At 70.1% G+C, this 18,983-nt stretch carries 22 protein-coding genes; 14 read left to right on the top strand and 8 right to left on the bottom strand.

The features are described from left to right. Positions 1-14: 14 nt before the first annotated feature. Both AB6A65_RS03705 and tldD read right to left on the bottom strand, forming a co-directional pair. Positions 15-458 (bottom strand): hypothetical protein, encoded by a 444-nt coding sequence (locus tag AB6A65_RS03705; protein WP_371037009.1) that lies wholly within the window; start codon positions 456-458, stop codon positions 15-17. After that, complete coding sequence (gene tldD / locus AB6A65_RS03700; protein ID WP_371037008.1) at positions 455-1,879, bottom strand: metalloprotease TldD; 1,425 nt, start codon at positions 1,877-1,879, stop codon at positions 455-457. Before tldD ends, AB6A65_RS03705 begins: the two co-directional genes overlap by 4 nt. 204 nt (positions 1,880-2,083) lie before the next feature. Between tldD and coxB the strand changes: the two genes are divergently transcribed. The 11 genes from coxB to AB6A65_RS03645 all read left to right on the top strand — a co-directional run bounded on the left by coxB (position 2,084) and on the right by AB6A65_RS03645 (position 11,971). Then, positions 2,084-2,905, top strand: a complete 822-nt coding sequence (gene coxB, locus AB6A65_RS03695; protein ID WP_371037007.1) for a cytochrome c oxidase subunit II — start codon at positions 2,084-2,086, stop codon at positions 2,903-2,905. Between the two features lie 58 nt (positions 2,906-2,963). Then, positions 2,964-3,905: a heme o synthase gene (gene cyoE / locus AB6A65_RS03690; RefSeq protein WP_371037006.1), complete on the top strand. Its 942-nt coding sequence runs from the start codon at positions 2,964-2,966 to the stop codon at positions 3,903-3,905. Further along, the gene (locus AB6A65_RS03685; RefSeq protein ID WP_371037005.1) at positions 3,896-4,060 is read left to right on the top strand and encodes a hypothetical protein; all 165 of its coding nucleotides are present in this window, start codon (positions 3,896-3,898) and stop codon (positions 4,058-4,060) included. Before cyoE ends, AB6A65_RS03685 begins: the two co-directional genes overlap by 10 nt. Further along, positions 4,057-4,659 carry a cytochrome c oxidase assembly protein gene (locus AB6A65_RS03680; protein WP_371037004.1) on the top strand — a complete coding sequence of 201 codons (603 nt, stop codon included), beginning with the start codon at positions 4,057-4,059 and terminating at the stop codon, positions 4,657-4,659. Before AB6A65_RS03685 ends, AB6A65_RS03680 begins: the two co-directional genes overlap by 4 nt. Before the next feature lie 22 nt (positions 4,660-4,681). Continuing rightward, the gene (locus AB6A65_RS03675; protein ID WP_371037003.1) at positions 4,682-5,485 is read left to right on the top strand and encodes a cytochrome c oxidase subunit 3; all 804 of its coding nucleotides are present in this window, start codon (positions 4,682-4,684) and stop codon (positions 5,483-5,485) included. A gap of 114 nt (positions 5,486-5,599) precedes the next feature. Next, positions 5,600-6,292 (top strand): SURF1 family protein, encoded by a 693-nt coding sequence (locus tag AB6A65_RS03670; RefSeq protein WP_371037002.1) that lies wholly within the window; start codon positions 5,600-5,602, stop codon positions 6,290-6,292. Continuing rightward, the gene (thrC, locus tag AB6A65_RS03665; protein WP_371037001.1) at positions 6,289-7,680 is read left to right on the top strand and encodes a threonine synthase; all 1,392 of its coding nucleotides are present in this window, start codon (positions 6,289-6,291) and stop codon (positions 7,678-7,680) included. The genes AB6A65_RS03670 and thrC overlap by 4 nt, the downstream gene beginning before the upstream one ends. Then, positions 7,677-8,939 carry a M16 family metallopeptidase gene (locus AB6A65_RS03660; protein ID WP_371037000.1) on the top strand — a complete coding sequence of 421 codons (1,263 nt, stop codon included), beginning with the start codon at positions 7,677-7,679 and terminating at the stop codon, positions 8,937-8,939. The genes thrC and AB6A65_RS03660 overlap by 4 nt, the downstream gene beginning before the upstream one ends. After that, the gene (locus AB6A65_RS03655; RefSeq protein WP_371037243.1) at positions 8,939-9,523 is read left to right on the top strand and encodes a GNAT family N-acetyltransferase; all 585 of its coding nucleotides are present in this window, start codon (positions 8,939-8,941) and stop codon (positions 9,521-9,523) included. Before AB6A65_RS03660 ends, AB6A65_RS03655 begins: the two co-directional genes overlap by 1 nt. A gap of 124 nt (positions 9,524-9,647) precedes the next feature. After that, a complete protein-coding gene (locus AB6A65_RS03650; RefSeq protein WP_371036999.1) occupies positions 9,648-10,541 on the top strand; it encodes an MBL fold metallo-hydrolase in 894 nt (297 codons plus the stop codon). Continuing rightward, positions 10,541-11,971 (top strand): FAD-binding oxidoreductase, encoded by a 1,431-nt coding sequence (locus AB6A65_RS03645; RefSeq protein ID WP_371036998.1) that lies wholly within the window; start codon positions 10,541-10,543, stop codon positions 11,969-11,971. The genes AB6A65_RS03650 and AB6A65_RS03645 overlap by 1 nt, the downstream gene beginning before the upstream one ends. 12 nt (positions 11,972-11,983) lie before the next feature. Here AB6A65_RS03645 and AB6A65_RS03640 read toward each other — a convergent pair whose 3' ends face one another. From AB6A65_RS03640 to AB6A65_RS03625, 4 genes are all read right to left on the bottom strand, one after another. Beyond that, positions 11,984-12,586: a hypothetical protein gene (locus AB6A65_RS03640; protein ID WP_371036997.1), complete on the bottom strand. Its 603-nt coding sequence runs from the start codon at positions 12,584-12,586 to the stop codon at positions 11,984-11,986. A 116-nt stretch (positions 12,587-12,702) separates the two neighbouring features. After that, positions 12,703-13,233: an adenine phosphoribosyltransferase gene (locus tag AB6A65_RS03635; protein ID WP_371036996.1), complete on the bottom strand. Its 531-nt coding sequence runs from the start codon at positions 13,231-13,233 to the stop codon at positions 12,703-12,705. A 57-nt stretch (positions 13,234-13,290) separates the two neighbouring features. Then, on the bottom strand, positions 13,291-14,163 hold the full coding sequence (locus tag AB6A65_RS03630) for an S-methyl-5'-thioadenosine phosphorylase (protein ID WP_371036995.1): 873 nt from the start codon (positions 14,161-14,163) through the stop codon (positions 13,291-13,293). Positions 14,164-14,257: 94 nt separating this feature from the next. Then, positions 14,258-15,118 (bottom strand): helix-turn-helix domain-containing protein, encoded by an 861-nt coding sequence (locus AB6A65_RS03625; RefSeq protein WP_371036994.1) that lies wholly within the window; start codon positions 15,116-15,118, stop codon positions 14,258-14,260. A gap of 107 nt (positions 15,119-15,225) precedes the next feature. On the opposite strand from AB6A65_RS03625, the gene AB6A65_RS03620 reads away from it, so the two are divergent. Then, entirely contained in the window at positions 15,226-16,242 is a 1,017-nt protein-coding gene (locus tag AB6A65_RS03620) for a fatty acid desaturase (protein ID WP_371036993.1), read from the top strand. 20 nt (positions 16,243-16,262) lie between these two features. Continuing rightward, a complete protein-coding gene (locus tag AB6A65_RS03615) occupies positions 16,263-17,165 on the top strand; it encodes an EamA/RhaT family transporter (protein ID WP_371036992.1) in 903 nt (300 codons plus the stop codon). Positions 17,166-17,171: 6 nt separating this feature from the next. Here the strand turns inward: AB6A65_RS03615 and AB6A65_RS03610 are convergent, their stop codons facing one another. Then, entirely contained in the window at positions 17,172-17,873 is a 702-nt protein-coding gene (locus AB6A65_RS03610; protein ID WP_371036991.1) for an NUDIX domain-containing protein, read from the bottom strand. Between the two features lie 20 nt (positions 17,874-17,893). Next, entirely contained in the window at positions 17,894-18,286 is a 393-nt protein-coding gene (locus AB6A65_RS03605) for a DUF983 domain-containing protein (RefSeq protein WP_371036990.1), read from the bottom strand. 211 nt (positions 18,287-18,497) lie between these two features. On the opposite strand from AB6A65_RS03605, the gene AB6A65_RS03600 reads away from it, so the two are divergent. Then, positions 18,498-18,962 (top strand): EF-hand domain-containing protein, encoded by a 465-nt coding sequence (locus AB6A65_RS03600; RefSeq protein ID WP_371036989.1) that lies wholly within the window; start codon positions 18,498-18,500, stop codon positions 18,960-18,962. Positions 18,963-18,983 lie beyond the last annotated feature (21 nt).

Here is an 18,983-nt window from a genome sequence, read left to right as displayed (position 1 = left end):
CTCTGGTCGCGGCGTCAGCGGTCCTCGGGTCTCATCCGGTCCGGCCCGATCGCCCCGCGCAGCGTCAGCCAGTAGGCGGCGGCTGCCATGACCGAACCGGGCAGCACGATCCCGGGCTCGAGCCCGACCGCAAGGCCTGCGCCCACACCCAGCGCCGCACCGGCCCCCAGCGCCACGGCCCAGCCGGCCAACCCCGCGCGCAGCGCCAGCACTGACAGCGGCACGCCGGCCAGGAGGCCCGCCCAGGACAGTCGCACCGACGACACGAGAAAGAAGCCCTCGACGCTCAGAGCCGTCGGGCCGGGCCCCGGCGGCAAAAGGTTGCCCAGCACCAGCAGCGCCGCACCGGCCGCCGGCGGCGCGATCCATGCGGCGAGCGCAGCGGCGGCGAGCCGTTGAAGGGGCGGCCGCGCGACCGGTTTCGTGCGCAGCGCCGGCCAGCGGGCGGAGTCGATCACCCCGCCTGCGCGCCGCCCACGGTCAGCCCGCCGATCGTCACGCTCGGCTGGCCCACGCCCACGGGCACCCACTGCCCGTCCTTGCCGCAGGTGCCGATGCCCGGATCGAGCGCCATGTCGTTGCCGACCGCGCGCACGTTGCGCAGCGCCGTCGCGCCGTCGCCGATCAGCGTGGCGCCCTTCACCGGCGCGCCGATCTTGCCGTTCTTCACGCGGTAGGCCTCGGTGCAGGAGAAGACGAACTTGCCGTTGGTGATGTCGACCTGGCCGCCCCCGAAGCCCACGGCGTAGATGCCGTCCTTCAACTCGGCGATCATCGCTTCCGGGTCGGCATCGCCGCCTTCCATGATCGTGTTGGTCATGCGGGGCATCGGCGCGTGGGCGAAGCTCTGGCGTCGTCCGTTCCCGGTGGGCGCCACGCCCATCAGCCGCGCGTTCTGCCGATCCTGGAGGAAGCCCACGAGGACACCGTCCTCGATCAGCACGTTCCGGGCGCTGGGCGTGCCCTCGTCGTCCACGGTGATGGAGCCGCGGCGATCGGGAAGCGTGCCGTCATCGACGACGGTGACGCCCTTCGCCGCGACCTGGCTTCCCATCAGCCCGGCGAAGGCCGAACTGCCCTTGCGGTTGAAGTCGCCCTCGAGCCCGTGGCCCACCGCCTCGTGCAGCAGGATGCCGGGCCAGCCGGGGCCGAGCACGATGTCCATGACGCCTGCCGGCGCGGGCTCGGCGCGCAGGTTGACCCGCGCGATCCGAAGCGCCTCGTCGGCGCGCTCGCGCCAGGCCGCGGGGTCGATGAGCGACTCGAGGCCGATGCGGCCGCCGCCGCCGGCGCTGCCCGCTTCGCGGCGGCCGTTCTCCTCGAGGATCACGGAGACGTTGAGGCGCGCCATCGGCCGCACGTCTCGCACATGGGTCCCGTCGGGGCGCAGGATCTCGACCTCCTGGCACGCGGCGGCCACGTTCGCCGTCACCTGCACCACGCGCGGGTCGGCCGCGCGCAGGTAGTCGTCGATGGCGCGGAGCGTCTCGACCTTCAAGGGAAACTCGGCGCCGGCGATCGGGTCGATGTCGGAATATAGGTGCCGGTTCGTGGCCGCGGGCGGCTCCGACCAGGTGCCGCCGCCCGCGCCGACCGCAAGCCGCGCGGTCTCGGCGGCGCGGTCGAGCGCCGCGGCGCTGATCTCGGTGGCGTGGCCATAGCCCGTGACCTCGCCCCGCACCGCGCGCAGCCCGAATCCTTCGGAGGCGTCGTAGGAGGCGCTGCGAAGGCGCCCGTCGTCGTAGACGAGGCTTTCGCTTCTGGCCCGTTCGAGGAAGATCTCGCCGTCATCGGCGCCGTCCGTGGCGGCGCGCAGCGCGGCGAGCGTCGCGTCGCGGTCGAGATGCGTATCGAAGGGGCGGAAAGCGCTGTGCGACATTGGCTTACGGTCCTCGGATTTGATCCAGATCAAAAAAAGCGGCCCTTTGCCGCAAGGATGGTGCTTTATCTGTCTCTCGGAATATGGTTTCTACCAGCCGCGAGACAACCGGCACCCACCGCCCCGCCAGCCGGGACCAGTGCCAGCCAACGATCAGGGTGATTCATGCGACCGATCAAGACATTTTCCGCCGCTCTGACTGCGATGACCGCCCTTCCCGCAGCCGCGCAGGACATGAACGCCGCCACCGAAGGGCTGGAGATCATCGGCCGCCCGGTGGACCGCGCCACCGGGTTCCAGCCCGCGGCGACCGAGCTCGCACGCGACCTGCAGTGGCTCGACGGGATGCTCATGTTGATCATCACCGCGATCGTGCTGTTCGTCACCGCGCTGCTGGCGGTCTCGATCGTGCGCTACAATCGCCGCCGCAACCCCGAGCCCGCCAAATTCACCCACAACACGCCGATCGAGGTCGCCTGGACCGTCGTGCCGATCGTGATCCTGGTGTTCATCGGGTCCTTCTCGCTGCCCGTGCTCTTCAAGCAGCAGGAGATTCCCGAGGCCGACATCACCATCAAGGTGACCGGCTACCAGTGGTTCTGGGGGTACGAATACGTCGACGAGGGCTTCGCCTTCGACAGCTTCATGCTGCAGCGCGACCAGCTCGAGGAGTACGGTTACAGCCAGAACGAGTACCTTCTGGCCACGGATACGGCCGTCGTGGTCCCGAGCGGCGCGACCGTCGTGATGCAGGTGACCGCCGCCGACGTGATCCATTCCTGGACGATCCCCGCCTTCGGCGTGAAGCAGGACGCCGTTCCCGGCCGCCTGGCCGAGCTGTGGTTCAACGCCGAGAAGGAGGGCGTCTACTTCGGCCAGTGCTCCGAGCTTTGCGGCAAGGACCACGCCTACATGCCGATCACGGTGAAGGTCGTGAGCCCCGAGGCCTACGAGCAGTGGCTCGACGGCGCGCGGGCGGAATACGCGGGACAGCCCGCGGCCTACGACGTGGCCGCGGCGGAGTAAGCCGGCGCACGTCTCGACAGGCGGGCCCTGCGCGGCCCGCCGCCATCGAAGGAAGACCATGACCGACGTCAGCCTCCAGAGTGCGAGCGGACCGCAGGAAGCGGGCTTCGGCGACTATTTCGCGCTGCTGAAGCCGCGCGTGATGTCGCTGGTGGTGTTCACCGCGCTCGTCGGATTGCTGGCCGCGCCGGGCGGCGTGCATCCGGTGATCGGCTTCGCGGCGATCGTCTTCATCGCGGTCGGCGCGGGCGCCTCGGGCGCGCTCAACATGTGGTGGGACGCCGACATCGACGCCGTGATGCGCCGCACCCGCCGGCGCCCCGTGCCGGCCGGGCTCGTGACCCCCGACGAGGCGCTTGCCGTCGGGCTCGGTCTGTCGGGGCTGTCGGTGGTGCTGCTCGGTCTCGCGGCGAACTGGCTCGCCGCCGGTCTGCTCGCCTTCACGATCTTCTTCTACGCGGTCGTCTACACGATGTGGCTGAAGCGTTCGACGCCGCAGAACATCGTCATCGGCGGGGCGGCGGGCGCCTTTCCGCCCGTGATCGGCTGGGCCGTGGCGACGGGCGGCACGAGCCTAGAGCCGTGGCTGATGTTCGCGCTGATCTTCATGTGGACGCCGCCGCATTTCTGGGCGCTCGCGCTTTTCATGCGGTCCGACTACGACGACGCGGGCGTGCCCATGCTGACCGTGACCCACGGCCGCCGGTCGACGCGGCGGCACGTCTTCGCCTATACCGTGGCGCTGGCCGCGCTGGCGCTCTGGGTGGCGGCGACGCCGATCGGCGGGCCGGTCTACCTCGCCGCCGCGGTGGTGCTGAACGCGATGTTCCTTGTCGGGGCGTGGCGCATCTGGCAGCGCGACGAGGCGACGGCCGAGGCGGATTCCTACGCGGTGGAGAAGCGCTTCTTCCGGCTGTCGCTGATCTATCTCTTCGCGCATTTCGGCGCGATCCTCGTCGATGCCGGGCTGACACGGCTGGGGGTGTGGGCATGGCTCTGAGCCGGACGCACGACCTGCATAAGCGCCGTCTCGGGCGCAATCTCGGCGTGGGCCTCGCGCTCGCCGCGCTCGTCATCATCGTTTTCGCCGTGACGGTCGCCAAGGTGTCGGAGGGCGAGTACGAACCGCCCAAGCTGGAGGAGGGATACGGATGAGCCTGCGCAATCCATTCGCCGCGCTCGAGCCCAAGACCCGGACGGTCGTGCAGGTCTGCTCGGCGCTTCTCTTCATGGGCGCGATGGCATGGGCGTCGGTGCCGCTTTACGACCTTTTCTGCCGGGTCACGGGCTATGGCGGGGAGACGAGCCGGGCAGGTGCCGATTCTGACGTGATCCTCGATCAGACGATCACCGTGCGGTTCGACGCGTCAAAGGCTCGCGACATGCCGTGGGAGTTCCGCCCGATACAGCGCAGCATGGAGGTGCGCATCGGCGAGACGGGGCTGGCCTTCTACGAGGCCTACAACCCGACAGACCGTCCGGTGGCCGGCACGGCAAGCTACAACGTGGCGCCCTTCGAGGCGGGCGGGTTCTTCGCCAAGATCGACTGCTTCTGCTTCGAGGAGCAGGTGCTGCAACCCGGCGAGAGGGTGGAAATGCCAGTGACCTTCTTCGTGGACCCCGACATCGTCGACGACCGCGACGCCAAGCATTTGCCGCACATCACGCTCTCTTATACGTTCCACGAGATTCCGCTGCCCGACGCGACCACCCAGGCCGCGCTGACGCAGCCGGACGCGACGACAGTGAAGTAAGCGCTTTAGCGAGGGACCCGTAATGGCGCATGAGAAAAACCACGACTATCACATCCTGAACCCCTCCATCTGGCCGTTCCTCGGCGCGGTCGGGGCTTTCGTGATGCTGTTCGGGGCCGTTCTGTGGATGCACGGCAGCGGCCCGTGGATGGCACTGATCGGCTTCGCCCTGGTGCTTTACGTCATGTATGCGTGGTGGGCCGACACGGTGGCCGAGAACCTGCAGGGCGATCACACGCCGGTGGTGCTCATCGGGCTGCGCTACGGCTTCATCCTCTTCATCATGTCCGAGGTGATGTTCTTCGCGGCCTGGTTCTGGAGCTTCTTCAAGCACGCGATCTACCCGATGAACGAATACGCGGGCTCCAGCTACGTCCCGCCGGAATTCTATCAGGTGGACGCGTTCCACCTGCCGCTCATCAACACGCTCGTGCTTCTGCTGTCCGGGACCGCGGTCACCTGGGCGCACCACGCGCTGGTGCACAACGGGCCCCGCAAGGACGTGGCGAACGGGCTTCTGATCGCCGTGATCCTGGGCGTCGCCTTCACCGCGCTTCAGGCCTACGAGTACCGTTACCTGCTCGTCGAGCAGGACTGGACCTTCGGCGGGGACAAGTTCTTCTCGAACTTCTTCATGGCCACGGGATTCCACGGCCTGCACGTGATCATCGGCACGATCTTCCTGTTCGTGTGCTACCTGCGGGTGCGGGCCGGGCATTTCACCGCCGAGAACCACATGGGCTTCGAGGCGGCGGCCTGGTACTGGCACTTCGTCGACGTGGTCTGGCTGTTCCTCTTCTTCGCCGTCTACATCTGGGGCATCTGACCCGCGGCGGGCCGAAAGGTGCCGCGTCCGGTTGCAAATCCGGTCGCGGGCAGGTTCAAGACGGGGCGCGCGGGCAGGGGTCGCGCGCCCCGATCCGTTCCGGGAGAGTTCGTCATGCGCCGTATCCTCGGCCCGCTGCTCATCGGCATCCTCGGCACCGCCGTCCTGATCGCGCTCGGCGTCTGGCAGGTCCAGCGGCTGGCGTGGAAGGAGGGCGTGCTCGCCGACATCGAGGCCCGGATCGCGGCGGAGCCCGTGCCGCTGCCGGCCGAGCCGGATCCCGAGGCGGACCGCTACCTGCCCGTCGCGGTGTCGGGCGAGATCGGCGAGGACGAGCTGCACGTCCTCGTCTCCACGCGGGCCGAGGGGGCGGGCTTTCGCGTGATCGCGCCGCTTTCGACCGAGGCCGGGCGGCGCGTGATGGTCGATCGGGGCTACGTGCGCAACGAGGCCAAGGAGGCCGATCGCCCGACCGGCGCGGCCGATATCGTCGGCAACCTGCACTGGCCCGACGAGGTGGACGGCTTCACGCCGGAGCCCGACCCCGATGCGAACATCTGGTTCGCGCGCGACGTGCCCCGGATGGCGGAGGCGCTCGGAACCGAGCCGGTGCTCGTCGTGGTGCGGGAAACGTCGCTTTCGGCGCCGGGCCTGACGCCGCTGCCGGTGGACACTGCCGGCATCCCGAACGATCACCTCGAATACGCGGTCACCTGGTTCGGGCTGGCGGCGGTCTGGGCGGCGATGAGCATGTTTCTTGTCTGGCGCACGCTCGGCAGGACGGGACGGAGGGACACCCGGTCATGAGATACGTTTCCACGCGGGGGCAGGCGCCCGTTCTTGGCTTCGAGGACACGATGCTGACGGGGCTTGCGCGCGACGGCGGGCTTTATGTGCCCGAGGCCATCCCGCGCATGGCCGAGGGCGACATCGCCGCGCTGGCGGGGCTTCCCTACGAGGAGGCGGCGGTGCGCGTCATGTATCCCTTCGTCTCGGAAAGCTTCACCGAGGACGCCTTCGCCGAGCTTGCATCGCGCGCCTATGCGGGCTTCGGCCACGCGGCACGCGCGCCGCTCAAGCAGCTGGCGCCGAACCATTTCCTGCTCGAACTCTTCCACGGGCCCACGCTGGCCTTCAAGGACTTCGCGATGCAGCTCATCGGGCAGCTCTTCGAAACGGCGCTCAAGCGCCGGGGCGAACGGGTGACCATCGTGGGCGCGACGAGCGGCGACACCGGCAGCGCGGCGATCGAGGCGTTCCGCGGGCTCGAGGCGGTGGATGTCTTCATCCTTTTCCCGAACGGCCGGGTGTCGGAGGTGCAGCGCCGGCAAATGACCACGCCGGTGGAAGAGAACGTCCACGCGATCGCGCTCGACGGCGACTTCGACGCCTGCCAGGCGCGCGTGAAGGACATGTTCAACGATTTCGCCTTCCGCGACGCGGTGCGGCTGGGCGCCGTCAACTCGATCAACTGGGCGCGGGTCCTCGCGCAGGTCGTCTACTACTTCTCCGCCGCGGCCAGCCTCGGCGCGCCCGGCCGCCCCGTCAGCTTCACGGTGCCCACCGGGAATTTCGGTGACGTCTTCGCGGGCTGGGTGGCCCGCGCCATGGGGCTGCCGATCGAGCGCCTGGTCGTCGCCACCAACCAGAACGACATCCTGCACCGGTGCCTCGCCGCCGGCGAGTACCGCACCGAGGCGGTGATCCCCTCGGTCAGCCCGTCCATGGACATCCAGGTGAGTTCGAACTTCGAGCGCGCGCTCTTCGACGCCTATGACCGCGACGGCCGCGCCGTGGCCGCGCTGATGGACGAGCTGAAGACCGAGGGCGGCTTTGCGGTCAGCCAGGGCGCGCTCCAGCGCTTGCGCGAGGTCTTCGCCTCGGGCCGCGCCACCGAGGCGGAGACGCTCGAGACGATCGAGCGCACGCTCGGCCGGACCGGGGAGCTTCTCTGCCCCCATTCCGCGGTGGGGGTGAAGGTCGCCGAGGAGTTGCGGGAGCCCGGCACCGCGATGGTCACGCTCGCCACGGCGCACCCGGCGAAGTTTCCCGACGCGGTGGAAAAGGCCACCGGGATCCGCCCGGGGCTTCCCCCGCGCATGGCGAACCTTTATGAGCTTGACGAACGCGTGACCGAGGCGCCCAACGACCTCGCCGCGCTGGAAGACATCGTAAGAGAGCGTATCCGGAATTGACGACCCGACTCGACACATTGCCCAACGGCCTGCGCGTGGTTTCCGAACACATGCCCGGGCTGCAATCCGCCGCCATCGGCATCTGGGTCTGCGCCGGCGGGCGCGACGAGCGGGAAGAGCAGAACGGCATCGCCCATTTCCTCGAGCACATGGCCTTCAAGGGCACGGAGCGGCGCACGGCGCTGCAGATCGCCGAGGCGATCGAGGACGTGGGCGGCTACATCAACGCCTATACCTCGCGCGAGGCCACGGCCTACTACGCACGGGTTCTGGGCGAGGACGTGCCGCTGGCGCTCGACCTCATCTCGGACATCCTGCTCGCGCCGCGCTTCGAGGAGCGCGAGATCGAGCTCGAGCGCGGCGTGATCCTTCAGGAAATCGGCCAGGCGCTCGACACGCCCGACGACATCATCTTCGACTGGCTTCAGGAAGTGGCCTATCCCGGCCAGCCCATCGGGCGGCCGATCCTCGGCCCCGCCGAGAAGGTGGGCCGTTTCGGGCGCGAGGACCTCGCGCGGTTCGTGGCCGAGCATTACGGGCCCGGGCGGATGATCCTCGCCGCGGCGGGGGATATCGACCATGACTGGCTGCTGCGCGCGGCCGGGGACCGGTTCGGGCATCTCGTCCCGCGCGAGGCGCCCGCGCCCGCCGGCGCCGAGTTCCGCGGCGGCGAAATGCGCTGCGAGAAACCGCTCGAGCAGGCGCATCTCGCCCTGGCCTTCGAAAGCCCTGCGCAGACCGATCCCGAGGTCTACGCCGCGCAGGTCTATTCCGTCGCACTCGGCGGCGGCATGTCGAGCCGCCTGTTTCAGGAACTGCGCGAGCGGCGCGGCCTCTGCTACACGATCTTCGCCCAGGCCGGCGCCTATGCCGACACCGGCATGATGACGATCTATGCTGGCACCGGCGGCGACCAGCTTGGGGGGCTCGCGCGGATCACACTCGACGAGATGAAGCGCGCCGCCGACGACATGACCCCGGACGAGGTGGCGCGGGCGCGCGCGCAGATGAAGGCGGGGTTGCTGATGGGCCTCGAAAGCCCGTCGAACCGTGCCGAGCGCCTCGCACGCATGGTGCAGATCTGGGGCGAGGTGCCCACGGTCGAGGACACCGTGGCGCGGGTCGATGCGGTCACCACCGGTGACGTGCGCGATTTCGGTGCGCGGCTCGTCACCGGGTCGCGCGCCGCGCTCACGCTTTACGGGCCCGTCGCGGGCGCGCCCGGCCTCGACGACTTGCAGGCGCGACGGGCGGCGTGATGCTTCTTGCGCGGCGTACGGTGCGGCTCGAGACCGAGCGGCTGACCCTGCGCCCGCCCCAGCACGCCGATTTCCGCAACTGGACCACGCTGCGCCGCAACAGCGAAGCCTTCCTCGCGCCCTGGGAACCCGCCTGGGCCACGGACCACCTCTCGCGCAAGGCCTTCACCAACCGGGTCTACTGGGCCAGCCGGGCGGTCTCGGGCGGCACCGGCGTGCCGCTCTTCATGATCCGGCGCGACGATCAGGTCCTCGTGGGGGCGATCACGCTCGACAACATCCGGCGCGGGCCGTCGCAGTCGGGGACGCTGGGCTACTGGACGGGCGCGCCTTACGCGCGGCAGGGCTACATGCGCGAGGCGATCGACGCGGTGGTCCACCACGCCTTCGACCGGCTCGACCTCAGCCGGATCGAGGCCGCCTGCCTGCCCGAGAACGTCGCCTCGCGCGGGCTTCTGGAAAGCGCGGGCTTCAAATACGAGGGTGTCGCGCAGAGCTATCTTCAGATCGCCGGGCGATGGCGCACCCATGTGCTTTACGCGGCGCTGCGCGCCGATCGCCGGGGCCGGACGGATGCGGGATGAACGGGCGCTGCGCGGACACGGCGGTCCCGGGCCGCGCGGCGCCCGCGGACCGGCCGGGCCGAGGGACACCTTCGGATGGAGGATCGCGCCATCCGTGCTATCGTTTCAATCAGGAGGTGCCCTGATGATCCGGATTGCCGTTGCCGTCGCGCTCGTCCTTTTCGCCCTGCCGGCCGCCGCGCAGGAGCGCCGCGCCAGCCACTGCATCGCCGTCGCCGAGCAGGCGCCGGGGCTACACTACCTGCACCGCGCTTCGGCCGCCGGGCCCGAACGCCTCTGGCGCGCCCACGAGGGCACCCACGCGGCAGGCGGCACGGCCTCCCATACCGAGCCCTTGCCAGAAAACACGGTGCGGCTGCATTTCATCGCGCACGCCTCCTTTCTGCTGCGTACCCATGGCGGGCTTACGGCGGTCACGGACTACACCGGATTCATCGGGAACACCGCGCTCATTCCCGATGTCGTGACGATGAACCACGCCCATGAAACCCACTGGACGGCCAACCCCGACCCGGCGATCCCCCATGTGCTGCGCGGCTGGGGGGCGGCGTTCGGGGAAGGAGTCGACCATCACCTCGATCTCGGCGAGATGCTGGTGCGCAACGTGTCCACCGACATCCGCTCGGGCTTCGGCGGGGCCGACGAACCCAAAGGCAATTCGATCTTCGTCTTCGAGGTGGCGGGGCTCTGCATCGGGCATCTGGGGCACCTGCACCACGTTCCCACCGACGAACAGTTCGCCGCGCTCGGACGGCTCGATGTCGTGATGGCGCCGGTGGACGGGGGCTATACGCTTCGGCTGTCGGACATGGTCGCCACGCTGAAGCGCCTGCGGTCTTCGGTCGTGCTGCCGATGCACTGGTTCTCGGGCCATTCTCTGGGCGCGTTCCGCGCGGGCATGGCCGACGAATTCGCCATCGTGGACCAGGGCGCGCCCTACATCGACATCAGCCTCGCCACGCTTCCGGACCGGCCCACCGTCGTCTTCCTCCAGCCCGCCTGGCTGCGGGACGAGTGATGGCGGACGGCCAGCCCCATCTCGTCTCCGCCGACGCCGGCTTCGCGGAACGCCTTTCCGCACGGCTGGGGGCGGGCGCGATCGGCCCGCTCGCGCCGGGCTATCTCGAAGAGCCCCGCGGACGCTGGCAGGGGCAGGGCGGCGTGCTGGTGCGCCCCGCCTGCGCCGAGGAGGTCGCGGCCGTGATCCGCGCCGCCGCGGAGGCACGGGTGCCGGTCCTGCCCTATGGCGGCGGCACCGGGCTGGTGGGCGGGCAGATCGCGCCGGAGGGCCCCGCCCCGGTCATCCTGTCGCTGGAGCGGATGACCGCGATCCGCTCGGTCACGCCGGAAGAGAACGTCCTCGTGGCCGAGGCGGGCGCGATCCTCGCTGACGTGCAGGCCGCCGCGGCCGGCGCCGGGCGGCTTTTCCCGCTCTCGCTCGCCTCGGAAGGCAGTGCGCGCATCGGCGGGCTTCTGGCCACCAACGCGGGCGGCGTCAACACGCTGCGCTACGGCAACGCCCGGGCGCTCTGCCTCGGCCTCGAGGCGGTGCTGCCCGACGGCTCGCTCTGGCACGGCCTCACGCCGCTCAGGAAGGACAACGCGGGCTACGATCTGCGTGACCTGCTGATCGGCTCCGAGGGCACGCTCGGCGTGATCACCGCGGCCTCGCTCGCGCTGCACCCGCGCCCGGCGGGCGAAGGCACGGCGCTTCTGGCCGTGAAAAGCCCCGCGGCCGCGCTTGCGCTGCTCGCGCTGGCCCGCGACCAGCTCGGCGACGGGATCAGCGCCTTCGAACTGATGCACCGGCAGGGCTTCGACTTCCTGGCCGAGACCATGCCCGAGACGCGCCTGCCCTGGCCGGAGCCGCCGGAATGGTCGGTGCTGATCGAGGTGGGGCTGCCCCGCGGGCTCGACCCCGCTGCGGCACTGGAGACGCTTTTCGAACACGCGCTCGAGGCGGGTCTGTCGGATGACGGGATCGTGGCGCAGTCCGAGGCGCAGCGCGCCGAGTTCTGGGCGGTGCGCGAGCGCATACCCGAGGCCAACCGCCACATCGGCGCGATCTCGAGCCACGACATCTCCGTGCCGCTGGCCGCGATCCCCGAATTCATCGACCGCGCGGGCCCCGCGCTGGCGAAGATCGGGGCGTTCCGCCTCAACTGCTTCGGCCATGTGGGCGATGGCAACCTGCACTACAACGTCTTTCCCGTCCCGGGGCAGGGGCGCGCGGACCACGCGGCCCGGCGCGACGACATCAAGCGCTGCGTCCACGACCTGGTGCACGCGCTCGGCGGGTCGGTCAGTGCCGAGCACGGCGTCGGGCGCCTCAAGGTCGAGGATCTGGAGCGCTACGCCGACCCTGCGAAACTGGCCGCGATGCGCGCGATCAAGGCGGCGCTCGATCCGATGGGCATCATGAACCCGGGCGCCATGCTGCGGGCCTGACGCGCGCCTGCCTTAGAAGCTTTCGCGCGCGGCAAGCTCCTCGCGCCGCTCCTGCACCGCGCGCTTGCGCGCGAACACCTCCATGCGCGGCTGCCAGTCGTAGCGGACATCCTCCGCGATCGGCAACCAGAAGAGAACGCCGCCCTTGCGCCACGGATCCACGACGATGCCGTCATACATGCTGTCGCCGCGGCTGCTGAGTATGGCCGTGCTGTGCTCGATCCGGAAGGGGTTGAAGGCGTTGGCGATGGCGTAATGCACCTCGAGCGTCTCGAAGTTCTCCTGCTCGAGCCGCGCGCCCAGATCCACTGACCAGTGCCAGCAAAGGCCGCGCGGTTTAAGACCCGCATTCACCTTCGCGTTGTGCACGAGTGGCGGATCCACGATCCGGTATTCGAGGGCGAGGCGATGCGTCGTGTCATAGGTCAGCCGCGCCGCGCGGGCGGCCTCTTCGGGGTCGACGTCGGGGCCGAGCGCCAGAAGCCCGAGGCGCAGCTCATCGATCTCGGCGGCGGTGCCGGGGGGCGGCGGGCCCTCGCGCGGTGCGGCGCACCCCGCAAGGCCAAGCGCGGTGACGAGAAGGCAAAGACGAGCCAGGGCAGGCAGGATTGTCACGGCACTCGCACGATCTTGGACGGGTTGCATAGCTGGCTATCGCGGTCCCCGCGGCCTGTCGAGCCGACTTGCGCGCGCCTCACGAATTTGTGGCGGCGCATGCGGTCCTGGGGGTCTCAAGCGCCCTCGAACGCGCAAAGCGCGTGCACGTCCATGCCCAGCGCCTCGAGCTTGCGGCGTCCGCCAAGTTCCGGCAGTTCGATCACGAAGGCGCAGCCGACGATGTCGCCGCCCAACCGCTCCATGAGGCGGATGCCGGCCTCGGCGGTGCCGCCGGTGGCCAGCAGATCGTCGACGATCAGCACAGACTGGCCGGGCGCGATCGCGTCGTCGTGCACCTCCATCACCGCTTCGCCGTATTCGAGCGTGTAGCTTTCCGAGATCGTGGCGGCCGGAAGCTTGCCCTTCTTGCGGATCGGCACGAAGCCCGCGCCGATCTGGTGCGCGACGGCGCCCCCCAGGATGAAGCCGCGCGCCTCGAGGCCCGCGACCATGTCGATGCGCCGGCCGGCATGGGGATGCAGCATCCGATCCACCGCCATGCGAAACCCGCGCGGGTCGGCGAACAGCGTCGTCACGTCGCGAAAGAGAATTCCTTCATGGGGGAAGTCCACGATGGTGCGGATGTAATCCTTGACGTCGTTCATGAGAAACTCTTCCTGCAGGAATGTGGGGGCGCGGCGCGCGTCGGCGTGCTTGCGGTGTCAATCCAGCACCCGGCCCGCGATCGGGCGCAGCCGGCCCACCATCTCGGGGTCGCGGGCGTCCCGCGCGGTGATGATCGCGTGTTGGAGCGCCCGGTCGCACCCTTCCGGGCAGGGCGCGTGCGGGCCCAGAAGCCCGGGCAGCGCGGCGAGCATGCGGCGCGCGGTCTCGGCATTGGCGGCGGCGGTCTTCAGGATCTCGGTCCCCTCGACCTCCCCGTGGTCCGGATGCCAGCTGTCGTAATCTGTGACCATGGCGACGGAGGCGTAGCAGATCTCCGCCTCCCGCACGAGGCGCGCCTCGGGCAGGTTGGTCATGCCGATCACGTCCGCGCCCCACACCTCGCGGTAGAGGCGGCTTTCGGCCAGGGGGGAGAACTGCGGGCCCTCCATGGCGAGGTAGGTGCCGCCCCGGTGCACGGTCGCGCCCGCCGCCGCCGCGGCGGCCTCGGCCGCGTCCATCAGCCGGCGACAGGTGGGGTGGGCGAGGCTCACATGCGCCACGCAGCCGGGGCCGAAAAAGCTTTGCGCCCGGCCCTTCGTGCGGTCGATGAACTGGTCCACGATCACGAAGTCGCCGGGCTTCATGGCCTCGCGGAACGAGCCCACCGCCGAGACCGAGACGAGGTCGGTCACGCCCAGCATCTTCATCGCCGCGACGTTGGCGCGATAGGGCACCGAGGCGGGGTCGAGCGGGTGGCCGCGCCCGTGGCGGGGCAGGAACGCCATGGCCACGCCGTCGAGCCGTCCGGTCAGGACCGAATCCGAGGGCGCGCCCCAGGGTGTCTCGACCGTGCGCCAGTGCGGCTGCGCAAGCCCCTCCACCTCGTAGAGACCTGAGCCCCCGATCACCCCGACCATGCGTTCCGCCATCCGTGTCGTTCCCTTTGCTGGCTTTCCCCGCGCAGTCTTGCCCGCAGCCGGGCGAAAGGAAAAGGGCAAGAGCCCTCCCTGCAAGGTCGCGCGTCTAGGCGAGCGCGGCGCGCAGCGGGGCGAGATGTGCGGCGAAGTCGCGGTCCGAGACCGTGGCCTCGCGCACGAGCCAGTCGAAATGCTGTACGAAGGCCTGCACCCGCGCGCTGTCGCGGAAGGCGAGGTAGTTCCGCCCGACATAGAGCACCGCCAGCATCGGCCCGAACACCGTGACCGGCGCGGAATAGACGCGCCGCGCATCGAACAGGAAGATCCGCAGCCGGGGATAGAACTGGTCGTTGAGCTCCAGCAGACGGTCGATCTGGCCCAGGCGAATCTCTCGTGACAGGCCGGAATAATACCCTTCGGCGGCGGCGAAGCTGTCGATCTCGAAAAGCGGCATCGCGATCTCGTAGTCCGATTGCGCGCTCCGCATCCAGGCCAGCCGGTCCTGCGCGGCGCCGATCGCCTGCTGCGCGGTGCGGCCCAGATGGGGCGAATACTCCCATTCGAGCATCGCCTGGGTCTTGAGCATGTCGGGCAGCCCGGCGGGAACGTGGCGGATCTTGTAGCCCTCCGCCTCGCGATGCCAGGCGAAGATCTGCTCGTCCACGAGCGCCCGGGGCGCCTCTGTCAGGGTGAGCGAATTGGCCATGATCTCGGCCGCGCTTTCGGGCCGGTCGGAGAGCGAGAGCAGCCAGTCCGCCGAGACGCGCAGCGCCGCGGCGCATTCGCCGACCACCTGCGCGTTCGGGAGCCGCGCGCCGCCCTCCTTGAGAAGCTGCGAGACGGTGGAGCGGTCCACGCCGATCGCGCGGGCGAGCGCGCTCTGGCTGGTCTGCGTGACGTCCATCGCCTGGCGGAGCCGTTGGCGGAATTGTTCCGCGCGGCGGCGTTTGTCGATAATCTGCGTCATGTGGTGATTTGTATCACGTTCGCGGCGTTTTGTTAATCACATACGGAATTCCGCAGCACATCGTCCGCTGATACTCGTTCTGCGGTTTCAGACAATCGGAGACGTGAATGACGACGCAACCACGCGGCTTGCAACGTGACGCCCTGTGCCCGGATGCCCGGGCGGCGACGACGGACCTTTCGCGGCCCGTTCTCTCCGCCAAGGCCCCTCCGGACGCCCGCGCGCATCCCCGCACCGCCCGGAGGGTAGAGTGGCCCACGCTCGCGCTTCTGGTCGGTGCCTACGGCGTCTGGGCGCTCGGCACCACCTGGGCCGCGGCGTTCTGGCTTCCTCTCGGCATCGTGCTGGTGGCGCTTTCGGGGGCGCTGCACTCCTCGCTCAGCCACGAGGTGCTGCACGGCCATCCGTTCCGCAATCCGCTTCTGAACGCGGCGCTGGTCTTCCCCGCGCTGACGCTCGTCGTGCCCTACCTGCGCTTCAAGGACACGCATCTCGCCCACCACAACGACGCGATCATCACCGACCCATACGACGATCCGGAAAGCAACTACCGCGATCCGCGGGTCTGGGCGCGGCTGCCCGCGTGGCAGAAGCGCCTGCTGGCGTTCAACAACACGCTCGCCGGGCGGCTTCTGGTGGGGCCCGCCATCGGGCAGTGGGCCTTCATGGCCGCCGACTGGCGCGCGATCCGCGCGGGCGACCGCCGGGTGCTGGCCGGCTGGCTCCTGCACGTGCCGGCGGTGGCGCTGGTGGTCTTTTGGATGGGCGCGGTCGCGGCGATGCCGTGGTGGGCCTATCTCGCCTCGGTCTACGGCGCGCTCTCGATCCTGAAGATCCGCACCTTCCTCGAACACCAGGCGCATGAGAAACCCCGCGCGCGCACCGTGATCGTGGAGGATCGCGGGCCGCTTTCCCTGCTCTTCCTGAACAACAACCTGCACGTCGTGCACCACCTGCACCCGCGCGTGCCCTGGTACCGGCTTCCCGCGGTCTATGCCGCGAATCGCGCGCATTACCTCGCGCGGAACGACAGCTACCGCTACGCGAGCTATGGCGAGGTGTTCGCGCGGTACTTCCGCCGCGCCAAGGATCCCGTGCCGCATCCGCTCTGGCCAAGGGGCTGAAACCGCGCCAGTAGGAAGCGATGGAGCTCTGGATCCTCGTCACCCTCCTGGCCGCCGCGTTCCAGACCCTGCGTTTCACGCTGCAGAAGGTGCTGCGCATGGGCGCGCTCAGCACCGTCGGCGCGACCTTCGCGCGCTTCGCCTACTCCGCGCCGCTGGTGACGCTCGCGCTCTCGGCCTACCTCGCAGTCACCGGCGGCGGCCTTCCTGCAACCGGCGCGCTTTTCTGGGCCTACGCCTTGGCCGGCGGCACCGCGCAAGTGCTGGCCACGGCCTGCGTGGTCGCGCTCTTCGGGGCGCGGAACTTCGCTGTCGGCATCACCTTCAAGAAGACCGAGGTCGTTCAGACGGCGGTCGTGGGGGTTGCGCTTCTGGGCGAGCGCATCTCCTGGGCGGCCTTCGCCGCGATCCTGCTCGGGCTCTTCGGCGTCCGGCTCCTTTCGGCCGCGCCGGGCGAGGTGGTGCGCGGCTGGCGGCGCCTGGCCAACCGCGCCGCGGCGCTCGGGCTGGGCTCGGGGTTCCTGTTCGCGATCTCCTCCGTCTGCTACCGCGGCGCGACCCTCGAGGTGGCGAGCGAAGACCCGCTCCTCCGCGCGGGCGTCACGCTGGCGGCCGTGACCGCGGCGCAGATGATCGGGATGGCGTTCTACCTGCGCGCCCGCGAGCCCGGCCAGCTCGCCGCGGTCTGGGGCGCGCGCCGCGTGGCGCTCTGGGTCGGGCTTTCGAGCATGGCGGGCAGCTTCTGCTGGTTCCTCGCCTTCACGCTTCAGACGGCGGCGCTCGTGAAGGCCGTGGGGCAGGTTGAGCTCATCTTCTCGCTGGCGATCACCGTGCTCGTGTTCCGCGAGCGGGTGAGCCGCACGGAACTCGCCGGGATCGCGCTGCTCTCGGCCTCCGTGGTGAGCCTCGTCCTCGTCGCCTGACGCGCCTCAGCCCGCCGCGAGCGGGCTCTTGCCCCGCAGCCGCAGGAACAGGCTTTCCTCGTCGGTGTTCCGGAAGAAGGGGACCGAGGGCGGCGGGCCGGGATCGGCGAGCCGCCCGGCCACCTCTGCGAGGACCACCTCGGTGATGAAGGGCAGGTCCACCTCCCGCGCGCGGGCGAGCGGCACCCATTGCAGATGGCTCAGTTCGTCCTGCGCGCGGCTGAAATCGTCGGGGTCCGAGGCGAGCCGGTCGGCGTCCACGAGGAAGAAGCGCGCGTCGAAGCGGCGCGGCCGGCCCGGGGGAGTGATCGCGCGGAAGACGAAGCTGAGCCCCGCCGCGCTGGGCACGTGGCCGGTGGCGGCGAACTCCGTCCAGTCCACGCCGGGCGTGCCCTGCCAGCGTCCGGGCGCGCCCAGGATGAGGCCCGTCTCCTCCCAGAGTTCGCGCACGGCCGCCGCGGCGAGCGCGGGGCCGAGGTTCGCCGCCGCGTCCTCGGCCAGCCGCGCGGCGCAGACCTCGTGAAGCCCCTCGGCCAGCGGGACCCCGGCGTCGCGCGGATCGACCGCGCCGCCGGGAAAGACGAACTTGTTGGGCATGAAGGCCGCGGCCGCCCCGCGCTGCCCCATCAGGATGCGCGGCTCCGTGGCCCGGTCGCGCAGGACGATCACCGAGGCGGCGTCGCGGATCGGCGTGCTGTCGGCGGTCATGGCTCCCCCCGGATGGCGGGTCAGGCCGGATCCTCGCCGAAGCCGTGCATCAGCCGCGACCACTGGAAGGCCACCACCATCCCTTTCAGTCTCGGCAAGAGATACAGCGAGAGGCCGACGCAGCCAACCGCGAAGATGGTGAAGAGCACCAGCGGCTCGGGTCGCCATGCCATGAACACCATGAGCAGAAGCGGCGCCATCACGTGTCCGACGATGAGGATCGTGAGATAGGCGGGCCCGTCATCCGCGCGATGATGGTGCAGCTCCTCGCGGCAGACGGTGCAGGCGTTGCGCACCTCGAGGTAACCCGAAAGCAACGGGCCCTGGCCGCAGCTCGGGCAGCGCCGCCGCCATCCGTGCCAGAGCGCCGGAAGGGCCGGGCGCGGGTCGGGAATGGTCGTGTGATCTTGCATCGTCTCACCTCGCTCGCGTGCCGCCAACACTGCCCTGCCATGCCCTTGCCCGAAACGCGGCAGCCTGTCCTTGCGGCGGGATGCCGCGCTCGCGGCGGCCACCTTGCCGCGGCGTTCGGCGACGGAACGCGCGCCGCGCGTCGTATCAGCCTGCGACCCCGGACGCAAAGGACCCGGGTCCTGACCGAAACGCGACACCAAGGAGACAGACATGACCCGTTCGTTCCTGACCCCCGCCGCCCTTCTCGGCGCGCTGGCGGCCCTCGCCCTGACCTCCGCGGCCGGCGCGGCGCGCGCGCAAGACGGCGCCCGGGAGATGCCCCGTTTCGAGGCGCTCGACGCCGACGGCGACGGCCGGCTCACCCGCGAAGAGCTGGAGGCCCGCGCGGCGTCCCGTTTCGCCGCGGCCGATGCCGACGGCGACGGCACGCTTTCGCCGGCCGAACTCGAGGCGGCGGCCGAGCGGCGTCGCGCCGAACGCATCGCGCGCATGGTGGCGCGGCTCGACATGAACGGCGACGGTGCGCTCGACCGGGCCGAGCTTGCAGCGCGTCGCGGCGCGGACCGCATGTTCACGCGGCTCGATGCGAATTCCGACGGCGCGCTCACGCGGGAGGAGTTCGCCGCCATCCGCGGGATGCGCGGGGCGCATCACGGCGGGGTCGGCCGGCCCTGAATCGGGCGGCGCGGGCCACAT

This window comes from Rhodosalinus sp. FB01 (genome assembly GCF_041365715.1).
Classification (GTDB): Bacteria; Pseudomonadota; Alphaproteobacteria; order Rhodobacterales; family Rhodobacteraceae; genus Rhodosalinus.
Note: the sequence above shows the minus strand (reverse complement) of the source record. Positions and strands in the feature narration are given on the sequence as shown.

Coding starts and splice junctions, on each gene's coding strand:
- tldD (WP_371037008.1), bottom strand. CDS start 1,879: ATGTCGCACAGCGCTTTCCGCCCCTTCGATACGCATCTCGACCGCGAC.
- coxB (WP_371037007.1), top strand. CDS start 2,084: ATGACCGCCCTTCCCGCAGCCGCGCAGGACATGAACGCCGCCACCGAA.
- cyoE (WP_371037006.1), top strand. CDS start 2,964: ATGACCGACGTCAGCCTCCAGAGTGCGAGCGGACCGCAGGAAGCGGGC.
- AB6A65_RS03685 (WP_371037005.1), top strand. CDS start 3,896: ATGGCTCTGAGCCGGACGCACGACCTGCATAAGCGCCGTCTCGGGCGC.
- AB6A65_RS03680 (WP_371037004.1), top strand. CDS start 4,057: ATGAGCCTGCGCAATCCATTCGCCGCGCTCGAGCCCAAGACCCGGACG.
- AB6A65_RS03675 (WP_371037003.1), top strand. CDS start 4,682: ATGGCGCATGAGAAAAACCACGACTATCACATCCTGAACCCCTCCATC.
- AB6A65_RS03670 (WP_371037002.1), top strand. CDS start 5,600: ATGCGCCGTATCCTCGGCCCGCTGCTCATCGGCATCCTCGGCACCGCC.
- thrC (WP_371037001.1), top strand. CDS start 6,289: ATGAGATACGTTTCCACGCGGGGGCAGGCGCCCGTTCTTGGCTTCGAG.
- AB6A65_RS03655 (WP_371037243.1), top strand. CDS start 8,939: ATGCTTCTTGCGCGGCGTACGGTGCGGCTCGAGACCGAGCGGCTGACC.
- AB6A65_RS03650 (WP_371036999.1), top strand. CDS start 9,648: ATGATCCGGATTGCCGTTGCCGTCGCGCTCGTCCTTTTCGCCCTGCCG.
- AB6A65_RS03645 (WP_371036998.1), top strand. CDS start 10,541: ATGGCGGACGGCCAGCCCCATCTCGTCTCCGCCGACGCCGGCTTCGCG.
- AB6A65_RS03635 (WP_371036996.1), bottom strand. CDS start 13,233: ATGAACGACGTCAAGGATTACATCCGCACCATCGTGGACTTCCCCCAT.
- AB6A65_RS03630 (WP_371036995.1), bottom strand. CDS start 14,163: ATGGCGGAACGCATGGTCGGGGTGATCGGGGGCTCAGGTCTCTACGAG.
- AB6A65_RS03625 (WP_371036994.1), bottom strand. CDS start 15,118: ATGACGCAGATTATCGACAAACGCCGCCGCGCGGAACAATTCCGCCAA.
- AB6A65_RS03620 (WP_371036993.1), top strand. CDS start 15,226: ATGACGACGCAACCACGCGGCTTGCAACGTGACGCCCTGTGCCCGGAT.
- AB6A65_RS03615 (WP_371036992.1), top strand. CDS start 16,263: ATGGAGCTCTGGATCCTCGTCACCCTCCTGGCCGCCGCGTTCCAGACC.
- AB6A65_RS03610 (WP_371036991.1), bottom strand. CDS start 17,873: ATGACCGCCGACAGCACGCCGATCCGCGACGCCGCCTCGGTGATCGTC.
- AB6A65_RS03605 (WP_371036990.1), bottom strand. CDS start 18,286: ATGCAAGATCACACGACCATTCCCGACCCGCGCCCGGCCCTTCCGGCG.
- AB6A65_RS03600 (WP_371036989.1), top strand. CDS start 18,498: ATGACCCGTTCGTTCCTGACCCCCGCCGCCCTTCTCGGCGCGCTGGCG.